Source organism: Salmonella sp. NW38, assembly GCF_051807745.1.
Classification (GTDB): Bacteria; Pseudomonadota; Gammaproteobacteria; order Enterobacterales; family Enterobacteriaceae; genus Salmonella; species Salmonella enterica.
This window is the reverse complement of record NZ_JAMMTO010000014.1, coordinates 53,146-67,607: the sequence shown is the minus strand read 5'-3', so window position 1 is coordinate 67,607 and position 14,462 is coordinate 53,146. Positions and strand designations below refer to the sequence as shown.

At 51.1% G+C, this 14,462-nt stretch carries 15 protein-coding genes; 6 read left to right on the top strand and 9 right to left on the bottom strand.

The features are described from left to right. Nucleotides 1–4: 4 nt before the first annotated feature. From NA624_RS21010 to cpxP, 4 genes are all read right to left on the bottom strand, one after another. Complete coding sequence (locus NA624_RS21010; RefSeq protein ID WP_000758714.1) at nucleotides 5–994, bottom strand: sulfate ABC transporter substrate-binding protein; 990 nt, start codon at nucleotides 992–994, stop codon at nucleotides 5–7. A gap of 203 nt (nucleotides 995–1,197) precedes the next feature. Beyond that, nucleotides 1,198–2,160: a 6-phosphofructokinase gene (gene pfkA / locus NA624_RS21005; RefSeq protein ID WP_000591793.1), complete on the bottom strand. Its 963-nt coding sequence runs from the start codon at nucleotides 2,158–2,160 to the stop codon at nucleotides 1,198–1,200. Between the two features lie 184 nt (nucleotides 2,161–2,344). After that, nucleotides 2,345–3,247 (bottom strand): CDF family cation-efflux transporter FieF, encoded by a 903-nt coding sequence (gene fieF / locus NA624_RS21000; protein ID WP_001077322.1) that lies wholly within the window; start codon nucleotides 3,245–3,247, stop codon nucleotides 2,345–2,347. 146 nt (nucleotides 3,248–3,393) lie between these two features. Next, nucleotides 3,394–3,894: a cell-envelope stress modulator CpxP gene (gene cpxP, locus NA624_RS20995; RefSeq protein ID WP_001233463.1), complete on the bottom strand. Its 501-nt coding sequence runs from the start codon at nucleotides 3,892–3,894 to the stop codon at nucleotides 3,394–3,396. A 150-nt stretch (nucleotides 3,895–4,044) separates the two neighbouring features. Between cpxP and cpxR the strand changes: the two genes are divergently transcribed. Then, nucleotides 4,045–4,743 carry an envelope stress response regulator transcription factor CpxR gene (gene cpxR / locus NA624_RS20990; protein WP_001033731.1) on the top strand — a complete coding sequence of 233 codons (699 nt, stop codon included), beginning with the start codon at nucleotides 4,045–4,047 and terminating at the stop codon, nucleotides 4,741–4,743. Then, nucleotides 4,740–6,113, top strand: coding sequence for an envelope stress sensor histidine kinase CpxA (gene cpxA / locus NA624_RS20985; protein ID WP_000580402.1), 1,374 nt, complete (start codon nucleotides 4,740–4,742; stop codon nucleotides 6,111–6,113). The genes cpxR and cpxA overlap by 4 nt, the downstream gene beginning before the upstream one ends. 50 nt (nucleotides 6,114–6,163) lie before the next feature. Here the strand turns inward: cpxA and NA624_RS20980 are convergent, their stop codons facing one another. The 3 genes from NA624_RS20980 to sodA all read right to left on the bottom strand — a co-directional run bounded on the left by NA624_RS20980 (nucleotide 6,164) and on the right by sodA (nucleotide 7,950). Continuing rightward, complete coding sequence (locus tag NA624_RS20980) at nucleotides 6,164–6,559, bottom strand: nuclear transport factor 2 family protein (protein ID WP_000133441.1); 396 nt, start codon at nucleotides 6,557–6,559, stop codon at nucleotides 6,164–6,166. An 11-nt stretch (nucleotides 6,560–6,570) separates the two neighbouring features. Continuing rightward, nucleotides 6,571–7,260 carry a 6-hydroxyaminopurine reductase gene (gene yiiM, locus NA624_RS20975; protein ID WP_000559225.1) on the bottom strand — a complete coding sequence of 230 codons (690 nt, stop codon included), beginning with the start codon at nucleotides 7,258–7,260 and terminating at the stop codon, nucleotides 6,571–6,573. A gap of 69 nt (nucleotides 7,261–7,329) precedes the next feature. Further along, entirely contained in the window at nucleotides 7,330–7,950 is a 621-nt protein-coding gene (gene sodA / locus NA624_RS20970; RefSeq protein WP_000122628.1) for a superoxide dismutase [Mn], read from the bottom strand. 328 nt (nucleotides 7,951–8,278) lie between these two features. Between sodA and NA624_RS20965 the strand changes: the two genes are divergently transcribed. From NA624_RS20965 to NA624_RS20955, 3 genes are read left to right on the top strand one after another with little or no spacing between them, the layout of a single operon-like run. Further along, complete coding sequence (locus tag NA624_RS20965) at nucleotides 8,279–9,262, top strand: TRAP transporter substrate-binding protein (RefSeq protein ID WP_000812816.1); 984 nt, start codon at nucleotides 8,279–8,281, stop codon at nucleotides 9,260–9,262. 18 nt (nucleotides 9,263–9,280) lie between these two features. Further along, nucleotides 9,281–9,796 carry a TRAP transporter small permease gene (locus NA624_RS20960; protein ID WP_001091413.1) on the top strand — a complete coding sequence of 172 codons (516 nt, stop codon included), beginning with the start codon at nucleotides 9,281–9,283 and terminating at the stop codon, nucleotides 9,794–9,796. Beyond that, entirely contained in the window at nucleotides 9,789–11,096 is a 1,308-nt protein-coding gene (locus NA624_RS20955) for a TRAP transporter large permease (RefSeq protein ID WP_000566800.1), read from the top strand. The genes NA624_RS20960 and NA624_RS20955 overlap by 8 nt, the downstream gene beginning before the upstream one ends. Nucleotides 11,097–11,253: 157 nt before the next feature. On the opposite strand, the gene NA624_RS20950 is transcribed toward NA624_RS20955, so the two are convergent. Then, the gene (locus tag NA624_RS20950; protein WP_000378721.1) at nucleotides 11,254–11,937 is read right to left on the bottom strand and encodes an oligogalacturonate-specific porin KdgM family protein; all 684 of its coding nucleotides are present in this window, start codon (nucleotides 11,935–11,937) and stop codon (nucleotides 11,254–11,256) included. 618 nt (nucleotides 11,938–12,555) lie between these two features. Here NA624_RS20950 and rhaT point away from each other — a divergent pair. Further along, nucleotides 12,556–13,590 carry an L-rhamnose/proton symporter RhaT gene (gene rhaT / locus NA624_RS20945; protein WP_000063541.1) on the top strand — a complete coding sequence of 345 codons (1,035 nt, stop codon included), beginning with the start codon at nucleotides 12,556–12,558 and terminating at the stop codon, nucleotides 13,588–13,590. Here rhaT and rhaR read toward each other — a convergent pair. Continuing rightward, nucleotides 13,587–14,435: an HTH-type transcriptional activator RhaR gene (gene rhaR, locus NA624_RS20940; RefSeq protein ID WP_000013292.1), complete on the bottom strand. Its 849-nt coding sequence runs from the start codon at nucleotides 14,433–14,435 to the stop codon at nucleotides 13,587–13,589. The two genes, rhaT and rhaR, sit on opposite strands and share 4 nt — an antisense overlap. Nucleotides 14,436–14,462: the final 27 nt, after the last annotated feature.

Genomic DNA, 14,462 nt, shown 5'->3' with positions numbered 1-14,462 from the left:
CGGTTTAGCGTTTGCTGATTTGGTCGAACGTACCACCATTAGCGAAGTGATCTTTTTGCGCCTTCGCCCAGCCGCCAAACACCTCGTCAATGGTGAAAAGCTTCAGCTTCGGAAACGCATCGTCGTATTTTTTCGCCACGTCAGCATCGCGCGGACGGTAGAAGTTTTTCGCTGCTATCTCCTGCCCTTCCGGCGAGTAGAGATACTTCAGATACGCTTCCGCCACCGCATTCGTCCCTTTCTTCTCAACGACTTTATCCACCACGGACACGGTCGGCTCTGCGAGAATAGATTCACTCGGGGTCACTATCTCGAATTTATCTTTACCCAGTTCATTCGTCGCCAGTAGCGCTTCGTTTTCCCAGGCAATCAGCACATCACCGATACCGCGTTCAACGAAAGTATTGGTTGAGCCGCGCGCGCCGGAGTCCAGCACTTCAACGTTTTTAAACAGGGCTTTGACAAAGTCCTGCGCTTTGGCCTGATCGTTATTGTTGTGGTGCAGGGCGTAGCCCCATGCCGCCAGATAGTTCCAGCGTGCGCCGCCGGAGCTTTTCGGGTTTGGCGTAATCACCGACACACCGGGTTTAATCAGATCGTTCCAGTCATGAATTTGTTTTGGATTGCCTTTACGGACCAGGAAAACGATGGTGGAGGTGTAAGGTGCTGAGTTATCTGGCAGACGCTTAATCCAGTTTTTATCGATACGACCACGTTCCGCAATAGCGTCCACATCGTAAGCCAGCGCCAGCGTCACGACATCGGCTTCAATGCCGTTAATAACGGAAGTCGCCTGTTTACCCGAACCGCCGTGCGATTGGCGGATCACGACGTTGTCGCCGGTTTCCTGCTTCCAGTGCGCGCTAAACGCTTTGTTGTACTGCTCGTACAGCTCACGCGTTGGATCGTACGATACGTTAAGTAACTGAATATCCTTTGCCAGAATGCTGGTTGACGCCAGCAATAATGTGAACCCCACGCCCCACTTTTTCATCGCCCGACTCGCTTATGTTGTGTTGTGATGAGCAAAGCGTGCCAGAAAGAGATCCAAACATTAAAGAATAAAAAAAGATTGGCTATAACTTCGAGGAATAAATCTGAGGGATTGCCGAATGGCGGCTAGCGCCTAATCCGGCCTACACGTTTCTGCAACCTGTAGGCCTGATAAGCGTAGCGCCATCAGGCGCGCAAAAACAATCAGTACAGTTTTTTCGCGCACTCCATCCAGTCGCTTTTGAACGGACGCTTCATGTTTTCAATCGCATCGATGATGTCATGATGAACAAGCTGCTCGTTCTGGATACCAACACAACGACCGCCATGGCCTTCCAGCAGCAGGTCAATAGCATACGCGCCCATACGGGAAGCCAGAATGCGATCGTAAGGTACCGGGGAACCACCGCGCTGAATGTGGCCGAGCACCGTCGCACGCGTTTCACGGCCCGTTTCTTTTTCAATAAAGTGCGCCAGTTCGTCAACATCACACATATGTTCGGTGATAGCGACGATAGCGTGTTTTTTCCCTTTCGCGATCCCGGCTTTGATTTCCGCCACCAGATCTTCGCGATTAAATTCAACTTCCGGCACCACGATAAACTCACAGCCGCCAGCAATAGCCGCCGCCAACGTCAGGTCGCCGCAATAACGGCCCATCACCTCAACGATAGAGATACGCTGGTGAGAAGAGGAGGTGTCACGCAGACGGTCAATCGCTTCCACTACAGTGCCGAGAGCAGTGAAGTAGCCGATAGTGTAGTCGGTGCCTTTGATGTCGTTATCGATAGTGCCTGGCAGACCGATGCACGGGAAGCCCATTTCAGTCAGACGTTTTGCACCCATATAAGAACCGTCGCCGCCAATAACTACCAGCGCATCGATACCGCGTTTTTTCAGGTTTTCGATCGCGACAGCGCGAATATTTTCGTCACGGAATTCCGGGAAACGGGCGGAACCGAGGAAAGTACCGCCACGGTTGATCATGTCAGATACGCTGTAACGGTCAAGCTGAACCATACGATCTTCATACAGGCCCAGATAGCCGTCATAAATGCCCATGACTTCCAGCCCTTCCGTCAACGCTGCGCGCACAACACCGCGGATTGCCGCGTTCATGCCCGGCGCATCACCGCCGCTTGTCAACACACCGATTTTCTTAATCATGACTACCTCTGAACTTTGGAATGCAAAATGAAATCTATTGCCGGAAGCCGATTTCGCACTTCGAAACGATCCAACGAATATACAGATAGTATAACAATCCCTTCCTGCTGAATTGATTCAGGTCAGGCCAAATGGCGGTAATTTATACACAAAATGCTGGCCTGGCTCACTTTTTAACAATCAATTATACAAGCTCGAACTTCTTGCCTTCCGTGGGGACGACTGAACAGGGATCCTGATGAATAATGACATCTGAACCCGGAAAACGCCGCAAAATCGCCTGCTCTACCTGTTCAGCCACTAAATGCGCCTGAACGAGCGGCAGATTATCTTCCATTTCCAAATGAATCTGAATAAAGCGGGTCGGCCCTGACTGCCGCGTGCGGAGATCGTGCGCGCCGCTGACTCCCGGCCATGACGTCACGATATCAATAATTTCCTGTCGTTCCGCATCGGGCAGCGCGCGATCCAATAATGACTGCACCGCCTCATACCCCATACGTAACGCGCTATACAAAATATAGATGCCGATACCTAACGCAAACAGGGCATCCGCACGATGCCAACCGTACCAGGATAACCCCAGCGCGATAAGAATCGCTCCGTTCATCATAACATCAGACTGATAATGAAGCATATCCGCCCGTACCGCCTGACTTTGGGTCTTGCGTACCACCCAGCGCTGAAACGTGACCAGTATAATAGTGCATATCAGAGCGATGACGGTAACGCCAATCCCCACGCCGGGGTCGTTCATTGGCGTCGGCTTAATCAGATTCTGGATACTGGTCAAAAACAGAAACAACGCCGAACCGGAAATAAACATACTTTGCGCCAGTGCCGCCAGCGACTCCGCTTTACCGTGCCCAAACGTGTGTTCATCATCTGCGGGTTGCAGCGAATAACGCACGACCAACAAATTCGTCAATGACGCGGCAATATCCACCAGCGAGTCCACCAACGCCGCCAGAATACTCACCGATCCCGTATACCACCACGCAAAAATTTTGATCAAAAGTAACGCTGATGCCATCGCCGTTGCCGCGATAGCCGCCCGGCTAACCAGCCGTCCATAGGTTTGATTCATAAATACTCCCGCTATCTTCTGCCGGTAGTATAACGGATGGTTTAAAACAGTAAGCTAATAACAGAATGACAAACTGGAGATAAAAAAACCCCCACATCATGTGGGGGAAGACAGGGATGGTGTCTATGGCAAGGAAAACAGGGTTGTTACTGGGAACGTGAGTTGCTACTACTCAATAATTTCAACGATGAACTTTTTTGCCATTGCGCCACGTCGCGCAGTTGCTCCATTCGTTGCTGATGCTTTTCATTCAAAACCGCTTGCTGCTCCGGCGTTAACAGGCGATACATCTGGTTACGCACGCGGGCCATTTCGACCTGGCGGGCGACCTGCTCTTGCGCCATTTTTTCTGCCTGAGCGCGCACAGCGCTTTCATCAAATTTTTCTGCGGTGACAAGCCGATGCATTGTCTCCATTTCGCTAACATTAACAGGAGGCTGTTCGTGCCTTGCCTGTTGCATAAGATCTCGCATCTGCTGACGCTGATGTTCGGTTAAACTTATGCCGTCAAACATATGATTTTGCGCGCTACGCTGCGTGGCCCCGTCACCGGGGTGCCAGTTATCGCTTGTAACAACTTCAGCTGCGTGGCTTAAAAAACTGAATGCCAGCGTTGAGGCCATAACAGCAGCGGTAACTTTGCGCATCGCTTGCTCCCAAAATCTTTTCTGTCGCGATTCAACGAGAGACAGTTTACGATTCGGGCTGCAAACATGCGTCAGGGGGTGTAAAACAACGTAAAGTCATGGATTAGCGACGCCTGATGACGTAATTTCTGCCTCGGAGGTACGTAAACAATGAATAAAATCCTGTTAGTTGATGATGACCGAGAGCTGACTTCCCTGTTAAAAGAGCTCCTCGAAATGGAAGGTTTTAATGTCCTGGTGGCCCACGACGGCGAGCAGGCGCTTGAGCTTTTGGATGACAGCATCGATTTACTTTTGCTTGACGTCATGATGCCGAAGAAAAACGGTATCGATACGTTGAAAGCGCTTCGCCAGACACACCAGACGCCTGTCATTATGCTGACCGCGCGCGGCAGCGAGCTGGATCGCGTTCTCGGCCTTGAGCTGGGCGCGGACGACTATTTGCCCAAACCGTTTAACGACCGCGAGCTGGTAGCGCGCATCAGGGCTATTTTGCGCCGTTCCCACTGGAGCGAACAGCAGCAGAGCAGCGACAACGGCTCGCCGACGCTGGAAGTCGATGCGCTAAGCCTTAATCCGGGCCGCCAGGAAGCCAGTTTCGATGGCCAAACGCTGGAGCTGACCGGTACGGAGTTCACCCTGCTCTATTTGCTGGCGCAACACCTCGGCCAGGTGGTTTCCCGTGAACATTTAAGTCAGGAAGTGCTGGGCAAGCGCCTGACGCCGTTCGATCGCGCTATTGATATGCATATTTCTAACCTGCGCCGCAAACTGCCGGAACGCAAAGACGGTCACCCGTGGTTTAAAACATTGCGTGGTCGCGGCTATCTGATGGTTTCCGCTTCATGATAGGAAGTTTAACCGCGCGCATCTTCGCCATCTTCTGGTTGACGCTGGCGCTGGTGCTAATGCTGGTCCTGATGTTGCCCAAGCTCGATTCACGCCAGATGACCGAGCTGCTGGACAGCGAGCAGCGCCAGGGATTGATGATAGAGCAACATGTAGAAGCTGAACTTGCGAACGATCCACCCAACGACCTGATGTGGTGGCGTCGCCTGTTCCGCGCGATCGATAAGTGGGCGCCGCCTGGACAGCGGTTATTACTGGTGACCTCTGAAGGACGCGTGATCGGCGCTGAACGCAGCGAAATGCAGATCATTCGTAACTTCATTGGTCAGGCGGATAACGCCGATCATCCGCAGAAGAAAAAATATGGCCGCGTAGAGATGGTGGGGCCGTTCTCCGTTCGCGACGGAGAGGATAATTACCAGCTTTACCTGATTCGACCGGCCAGCAGTTCGCAATCCGATTTTATTAATCTGCTGTTTGACCGCCCGCTTCTGTTGCTCATTGTCACGATGCTGGTCAGTTCGCCGCTCTTGCTATGGCTGGCATGGAGTCTGGCGAAACCGGCGCGTAAGTTGAAAAACGCGGCTGATGAAGTGGCGCAAGGCAACCTGCGTCAGCATCCGGAACTGGAGGCGGGTCCGCAGGAGTTCCTCGCCGCTGGCGCCAGTTTTAACCAGATGGTGACGGCGCTGGAACGGATGATGACCTCGCAGCAGCGTTTGCTGTCAGACATCTCCCATGAGCTGCGAACGCCCCTTACGCGCCTGCAACTGGGTACCGCGCTGCTGCGTCGTCGTGGCGGCGAAAGCAAAGAGCTGGAGCGTATTGAAACCGAAGCGCAGCGTCTGGACAGCATGATCAATGACCTGCTGGTGATGTCGCGTAACCAACAGAAAAACGCGCTGGTCAGCGAAACGATGAAAGCCAATCAGCTATGGGGCGAAGTGCTGGATAACGCCGCCTTTGAAGCCGAACAGATGGGCAAGTCGTTAACGGTAAATTATCCGCCGGGGCCGTGGCCGCTCTATGGCAACCCAAACGCGCTGGAAAGCGCGCTGGAAAATATTGTTCGTAATGCGCTGCGCTATTCACATACGAAGATTGAAGTCGGCTTCTCGGTGGATAAAGACGGTATTACGATCACGGTCGATGACGACGGGCCGGGCGTCAGCCCTGAAGACCGTGAGCAGATCTTCCGTCCGTTCTATCGCACTGATGAGGCGCGCGACCGCGAGTCTGGCGGCACCGGGCTGGGGCTGGCGATTGTTGAAAGCGCCATGCAGCAGCACCGCGGCTGGGTGAAGGCTGACGATAGCCCACTGGGTGGGTTGCGGCTCACGCTGTGGCTACCGCTGTACAAGCGAACCTAAAAACCATCGGCCTGCGAATGCAGGCCGATTTTTTATCTCGCCATCAAGATTTACCGGGAAATGTCTGGCGCTAAAATCCACTCGGCGCTGTCATTCCACACGTCCATCCGGGTAATTTTGCCATCGCGCACTTCGAAGCGGTCGATAAAGCGGTTATCGGCAAACGGGCGACCGTCGGGCCATTCGCCATACAACGTACCGTTGGAATAAATCACAACGTAATCATCATGCTGCACCGCATCAAACTCGCCCAGCGCCTTCTTCACCCACTTGTAGCGAGCGCCGTTAAACTGCGCTATATCTGCCGCGCCCGCCATCGCCCGGCCTCCGGTGAAGGTAATTTTCACCTCCGGGTGCATATACGTTGCGGCGCGTTCAGCATCAGGAATCATCGAGGCCACCAAAAATTCTTTTACGATCGCCACCGCATTTTCAGCTTCAGTCATAACCCTTCCTTTCATTTTGGCGGAGTTTTATCACCCCACAGCCGTCTGGCGCTATCTTCAATTTTGCCGCTCAAACGACGCTTCTGCATGGTGCGGCTCCAGCTCGCCGACAGCCCGGCGGCGCTCAGCAGCCGATGATATTGTTCGTCATCAAACGGCATAGACCAGGCGATAACACCCGCTTCATGAACCGAGACATCGCTCAGACGCGACGCCAGTTCCAGCGGCGCATCGCTGGAGACCTTACCTGGCGCAATGACCCGATACAGCCAGCCGGTTTTTCCGCTGTTCTGCATAAGGAGGGCCATGTCGCTGATGGCAAAGTGGAAATTAAGTTTAAAGCATGGAGAGCGCGGCTGAGTGACCTGGATCAACGCCTCGCCCCAGCGGTAGATGTCGCCAATAAACACGTTGTGTTCGGTCATTCCGTCCGTCGACAGATTCTCGCCAAACGCCGGGGCGCAAAACAGCGTCGCCTGCTCGGGGAACTGGCGAATCCAATCAGCATAGTGTTCACGGGGGTAATGGCATAGCGCGCGGTCGGGGCCGCCGTGGATTTTCTTTTCGGCCTGCTGATCGCCTGCCAGACCCAGCTCGGTCAGCATAAGTTCGCCGTCGATTTGCACCTTGGCGATAGCGCTCGGGCGGCTGCCGTCATAGTCACGAATTTTGCCAATAAACACGTCAACCGGATAATGCATCTGCTGCTCCTTACGCGGATACAAAAAAAGCGAGTCATCAGACTCGCTTCTACAGACGTGCAATGCAAATTATTTTTTAGCGGCGAAACGCGCTGCTGCTTCGTCCCAGTTCACCACGTTCCAGAACTCTTTGATGTAGTCCGGGCGGCGGTTCTGGAATTTCAGGTAGTAAGCGTGTTCCCACACGTCCAGACCCAGGATCGGGAAGCCGGAAGCGCCGGAAATGGCTTCACCCATCAGCGGGGAATCCTGGTTTGCGGTAGAAACCACAGCCAGTTTGTCGCCTTTCAGCACCAGCCACGCCCAGCCGGAGCCGAAACGGGTTGCTGCTGCTTTTTCGAATTCAGCTTTGAAGTTGTCAACGGAACCGAAGTCACGCTCGATAGCCGCTTTCAGGTCGCCCTGCAGAGTGGTGCCTTTTTTCAGCCCTTTCCAGAACAGGCTGTGGTTAGCGTGGCCGCCGGCGTTGTTACGCAGCACGGTTTTTTTGTCCGCTGGCACCTGGTCCAGTTTAGTAATCAGTTCTTCAGCCGGCAGGTCAGCAAACTCAGGCAGGTTTTCCAGCGCCGCGTTAGCGTTGTTGACATAGGTTTGATGGTGTTTGGTGTGGTGAATCTCCATCGTCTGCTTATCGAAGTGCGGTTCCAGTGCATCATAAGCGTACGGCAGGGATGGCAGTGTATAACTCATAATCATCTCCATTATTGTCGAGCGGCACAGTGTTAACGCCGCGTAAGCAGTTGGTTCATTATAGTTAATTAAATGATATTGAAAATGATTATCAATGCCGTACTTTTTCCAGGGTTATAAACGTTACGGCATCCGCTGAAAAAAACCGTTTTTTACGCCTCCAACCGAAACCGCCTGTTGATGAATTCCTGGAAATCATGAAATGTGAAACAGGGTTTCAAAATCTTTCTTTTGGTGCCAAATTTTGTCATCGGTGGCAAAATCAAGAAGGTTATAATTTCACCATGCAATTACATTCCCGGTAAATTATTACAATTGCGAGGGAATTATGAAGCAACCTGGTTTTATACGTCTGGCTACGTTGGCCTTACTCTCCACACTCTCTTTCTTCTCCCACGGCGAAACCATTTTGCGCCTGGCCTACGCTGAAAATAGCCAGCCGGTAAAAGATGCGTTGCACTTCCTGGGGCAGCAAGTTGAAGAGAAAACGGGCGGCGATATCAAAGTACAGTACTTCCCGGACGGACAGCTTGGCGGCGAGCGCGAACTGGTGGAGTTGACGCAGGTCGGCGTCGTCGACATCACTAAAGTGTCGTCCGGGCTGATGGAGAGTTTTTCGCCTGAGTACGGCGTGTTCTCACTTCCCTACCTGTTTGCCACCGTCGATGAATACTACCGCGTAATGGATAACCCACAGGTGATGGAGCCTGTTTATCAGTCCACCGCCGCACAGGGGTTTGTCGGCGTAGGCTGGTATGATTCCGGCGCGCGTAATTTTTATATGAGCAAAGCGCCGGTTAAACGCATTGAGGATTTACGCGGGAAGAAGATCCGCGTCATGCAGAGTGAGACGGCGATCCAAACTCTCAAACTGCTGGGCGCTTCGCCCATCGCCATGAGCCAGGCGGAGGTCTATACCTCGTTACAACAAGGCATTCTCGACGGCGCGGAAAACAATGAGTTCGCTCTCACCATCGCCCGCCACGGCGAAGTCGCCCGTTATTACACCTACGATATGCACACCCGCATTCCCGATATCCTGCTAATGAGTACCCTCACGCTGGAAAAGCTGACGCCGGAACAGCAGCGCATCGTCGAAGCCGCCATCAAGGCGTCGATCGAATTTGAGAAAGCCGCATGGGACAAGGAAATAGAGAAAACCAGGCTGGCGGCGGTAAAAGATTTCAACGTTGAATTCTACGAGATCGACAAAAAACCCTTCCAGAAGGCAGTACAGCCTATTTACGACGGTCTGAAAAACAAACCGCGGCTTTACGGGCTGTATCAACGTATCCAGACAGCAAAAAATTAATCTAATCAGGAAATTAAGATGAACACATTCAGAAAAGGACTTGATTTATTGCTGGGCGCTATCTGTTGCCTGGTGCTGGCGATAATGGTTGGCATCGCCTGCTGGCAGGTGGTGAGCCGCTACATTCTGGGCGTTCCCAGCACCCTTACCGAAGAGATGCTGCGATTTCTCCTGGTGTGGGTATCAATGCTGGGCATGGCTTTTGTCGCCGGTCAGAAACAGCATATTAGCCTGACTCTCTTACTGGATAAGGTGTCGCCGACGATTCGCGGCTGGTGGGATATTATCCTGCAGGTCATTTTTATCGCATTTTCCATTTGGGTATTGATTATCGGCGGCTTAAAGATTTCTGCGATTTCTATGCTGCAAATCTCCCCTGCGCTGGGCATCCCGATGGGGAAAATTTATTACGCGCTCCCCTGCGCGGGCGTACTGATCATCCTCTATGGGCTGCTGAATATCGTTGACGCCCTGAAAGCTATCCATTCCGCCACGGATACCACTGAGCACACTCTGGAGAAATCACATGATTGACCCTATTTTTGCGTCCTGTACGCTAATTGCCGTCTTTGTTGTTTTACTGGCCATGGGCGCGCCTATCGGGATCTGCATCGTTATCGCCTCTTTCAGCACCATGATGCTGGTACTGCCTTTCGATATTTCGATGTTCGCCACCGCGCAAAAAATGTTCTCCAGCCTGGACAGTTTTGCCTTGCTGGCCGTGCCGTTCTTCGTTTTGTCCGGGGTGATCATGAATAGCGGGGGAATTGCCGCCCGGCTGGTCAATTTTGCCAAACTGTTTACTGGCAAACTGCCCGGCTCGCTCTCTTACACCAACATCGTCGGCAATATGATGTTTGGTGCAATTTCCGGATCGGCAATTGCCGCCTCAACCTCCATCGGCGGCGTGATGGTGCCGATGAGCGCGCGCGAAGGTTACGATCGCGGCTTTGCGGCCGCGGTGAATATCGCCTCCGCGCCGACGGGAATGTTAATTCCGCCCACCACGGCTTTTATCCTTTATGCGCTGGCAAGCGGGGGAACATCGATTGCCGCTCTGTTCGCCGGCGGTCTGGTTGCGGGTGTGCTGTGGGGCGTTGGCTGTATGCTGGTCACGCTGGTGGTCGCTAAGCGTCGAAATTATCGGGTTTTCTTCACCGTCCAAAAAGGCATGGCGCTAAAAGTTGCCGTTGAGGCCATTCCCAGCCTGCTGCTGATCGTGATTATTGTCGGCGGCATTGTGCAGGGGATTTTCACCGCCATTGAAGCCTCCGCGATTGCCGTGGTGTATACGTTATTGCTGACGATGGTGTTTTACCGCACGCTGAAAATTAAGGATTTGCCTTCGATTTTGCTCCAGACAGTGGTAATGACCGGGGTCATCATGTTCCTGCTGGCAACCTCTTCGGCGATGTCCTTCTCGATGTCGATCACCAATATTCCTGCGGCGCTGAGCGATATGATCCTCGGTATTTCCGCCAATAAACTGGTTATCCTGTTAGTCATTACCGTCTTTTTGTTGATTATCGGCGCATTTATGGATATCGGTCCGGCCATTCTGATTTTTACCCCGATTCTGCTGCCGATCATGGCTAAACTGGGCGTCGATCCGGTGCATTTCGGCATTATCATGATCTATAACCTGGCGATTGGCACTATTACGCCGCCAGTTGGCAGTGGTTTATATGTCGGGGCGAGCGTCGGTAAGGTCAAAGTTGAGGAAGTGATTAAACCGTTGCTGCCTTTTTACGGCGCGATTATCGGCGTTCTGTTATTAATTACCTACATTCCGGAAATCACACTGTTCTTACCCCGTCTACTGGGCATCATGTAAGCGCATAGTTTCCTGCACATCTCGTTGCCGGATGGCGATTCGCGTCTTATCCGGCCAACGCACGATAATAATTATCCGCAGGTCATCACCAGGTAAAAAAAACCGGCTACCTATAAAGTAGCCGGAAAAGGGAATAAATAATAAACAGGGATAATGATTAGAATGTGTAGCCTATACCCACGCGGAAACGGGTTTGTCTTTCATCGCTGTTGCTATTGACGGAAACATTACCTACCTCAACGAATGGCGACCATTGGTCAATAATATAGGCAGTTCTGAAGTTATATTCATAATTATCTTTGCCGCCATCGTAAAGATCATATTTATCGGCTTTCTTATAAATTCCTTCGATTGTCCAGTCAAAATTGTTCCATTTATAACCCGCCCAGACATCCATACGATTGATGGTATCATCATCACGGATATCAGAAGAACGGCGTACATATTCAAAACGATAGCGCGCGCCAACCCACCAGCTTTCATTTAATGTCCACGTCGCGCGGAAGTAAGGCTTATAGGTAGAGTAACCGTTGCCTGTTTCCAGCACAAAACCCGGTTGCCAGGCGACATCACCGGTTTTAAATTGGTAGCTTATCGTATATTCGTTGCCCTGTGTTTCCAGGTCATTAAACGCTTTATTGGTGTCATCCCCGCCTGATTTTGAGATAGCTTCTATCGCAAAACCAACACCATTCGCAAACCGATGAGAAATATACGCACGGTCATAGTTAGCTTTACTATCATCAAGATATTCATGACGAACATCGACATATACTGCATGCGCATTTGTTACAACAAGAGGTAATAGTAAGAAAAGAGATTTTCTCATAACAGAATCCATTTAATTTAAAATTAAAACGTTGTTTTATGTCAGGCCGTTACAACCATAATACGCAATGTGAATGGCGACAATATAGGCAAAGATCTTTAATTTAAAATTGGGATAATGTTCAAAAAGCAAAATAAAATAAATGAAATTTATATTCGCCATATAACATAAAAATCAAAACACCATCAACAAAGCCAATATAGGGATTTCCCTATATTTATATTTCATTGATTCCTAACGTTAATTTCAATATATTTAAATTGTAAATACAAATAAAACAACTAAATAATTACTGTATAACTACCCTTTTATCAAACGGTAAGTCAGACTATTCCCATTATGTGATCTCACGCAGTGTTTTCTTTGCATTGTTGCCAGCTAAGTCGTTTCGTGTCGTTATGATGAAGGTATTTTAGAAAACCAATATTACCCACTGATTTAAATAACATCCAGACGGTCATGATGAGCTCCGACTTTTTTAAAACGTGAAGTTAATCACTTCATTAACGTGCTGATTGCCAGAATACACCCAACGGCGGCAATCGTTATAAGGTTACCAGGCTGCGTAATTTTTAAACTCATGCAAACGGAAGGGGTATCCCGTCCATAAAAAATAATGAGGAACATGTCATGAGTAACGCGATTACGATGGGTATTTTCTGGCATTTGATAGGGGCGGCCAGTGCAGCCTGCTTCTATGCTCCGTTCAAGCAAGTGAAACAGTGGTCATGGGAAACCATGTGGTCAGTGGGCGGCATCGTCTCCTGGCTTATTCTGCCGTGGACAATTAGCGCTCTGTTACTGCCTGATTTCTGGGCCTATTATGGACAGTTTAACCTCTCCACCCTTTTACCGGTTTTTCTGTTCGGCGCCATGTGGGGCATCGGCAATATTAACTACGGTCTGACCATGCGTTATCTCGGGATGTCGATGGGTATCGGCATCGCTATCGGCATTACGCTTATCGTCGGCACGCTGATGACGCCTATCATCAACGGTAACTTCGATGTGTTAATCCATACCGAAGGGGGACGCATGACGCTACTTGGCGTTTTTGTCGCGCTGATCGGCGTCGGGATTGTGACGCGCGCCGGACAGTTAAAAGAACGCAAAATGGGCATTAAAGCGGAGGAGTTCAATCTGAAGAAAGGGCTTCTGCTGGCAGTGATGTGCGGTATTTTCTCGGCGGGGATGTCTTTTGCCATGAACGCCGCGAAACCGATGCATGAAGCTGCTGCCGCGCTTGGCGTTGACCCGCTCTATGTCGCGCTGCCGAGTTACGTGGTGATTATGGGCGGCGGCGCGCTGGTGAACCTCGGTTTCTGTTTTATCCGCCTGGCAAAAGTGCAAAATCTGTCGATAAAAGCCGACTTCTCGCTGGCAAGACCGTTGATTATCAGCAATATTCTGCTGTCCGCGCTTGGCGGTCTGATGTGGTATTTACAGTTCTTTTTTTATGCCTGGGGTCACGCGCGCATTCCCGCGCAATATGACTACATGAGCTGGATGCTGCACATGAGCTTCTATGTGCTGTGCGGGGGGCTTGTCGGTCTGGTGCTAAAAGAGTGGAAAAATGCTGGCCGCCGTCCCGTTGCCGTATTAAGCCTCGGCTGCGTGGTAATTATTATCGCGGCGAATATTGTCGGTTTAGGCATGGCCAGTTAATCGCTTTGATTACTGAGATGACGCCATTGGCTCGGCGTCATCCCGGTTTCCCGCGTGAACACCACTGAAAAATAATTACTATCTTCAAAACCGCACTGCATCGAAATCTCGCTAATCATCAGCGGGCTATGCTGAAGCAGATACTGCGCGTGGCAAATACGGACCTGGCGTAAATATTGATTAATCGTCATCCCGGTTTGGGCGCGAAACTGCTGCCGCAGCACCCGTTCGCTGCATTGTTCCTGCTGGCAAAACGCATCCAGCGCAAAGGGACGCTCAAGGCTATTAGCCAAAGCGGTAATTAATTTATCCAACAGGGTTTCTCTGGAGGTTGCCGGAAGATCGTCGGTCGCGTAGCGATGCCGTTTTAACGTCATCACCAGTTGACCAAACAGCAATTCCGCCATCTCATTCGCCAGCGGATCGCGCCCATTACTCTCATGTTCAAGCTGGTTAATGACCTGCCGCGCCTGATTCATTCCCATACTGCCCAGCCGCCAGTGAGGATGCCACTGCGCTCCCTGAAAGCCGGGAATCATCGCCTGCCAGTTTACATTGAGTTTCAAACGCTCCGGGCAGTAAATGATATTTTGCAGCACCAGATCGTTAACGGAGGTATAGGAGTGTTTGTCTTCAGCACGAATGTAAAACAGATCGCCGCGGGTAATTCTGTATGGGCGCTCATTAAGAACGTGTAGGCCATTGCCCCGCCAGACCATCACCAGTTCACAAAACTCATGCGTATGTTCCGCAAAAACATCCTGTGGATAGCGATCGGCAACCGTAACGGCCTGCTGCTCATCAGTAAAAAAATCTTTTTTCAAAAGGATTAACTGATTTGCCACCGCAGCACCTCATGTTGAATGCTTGCC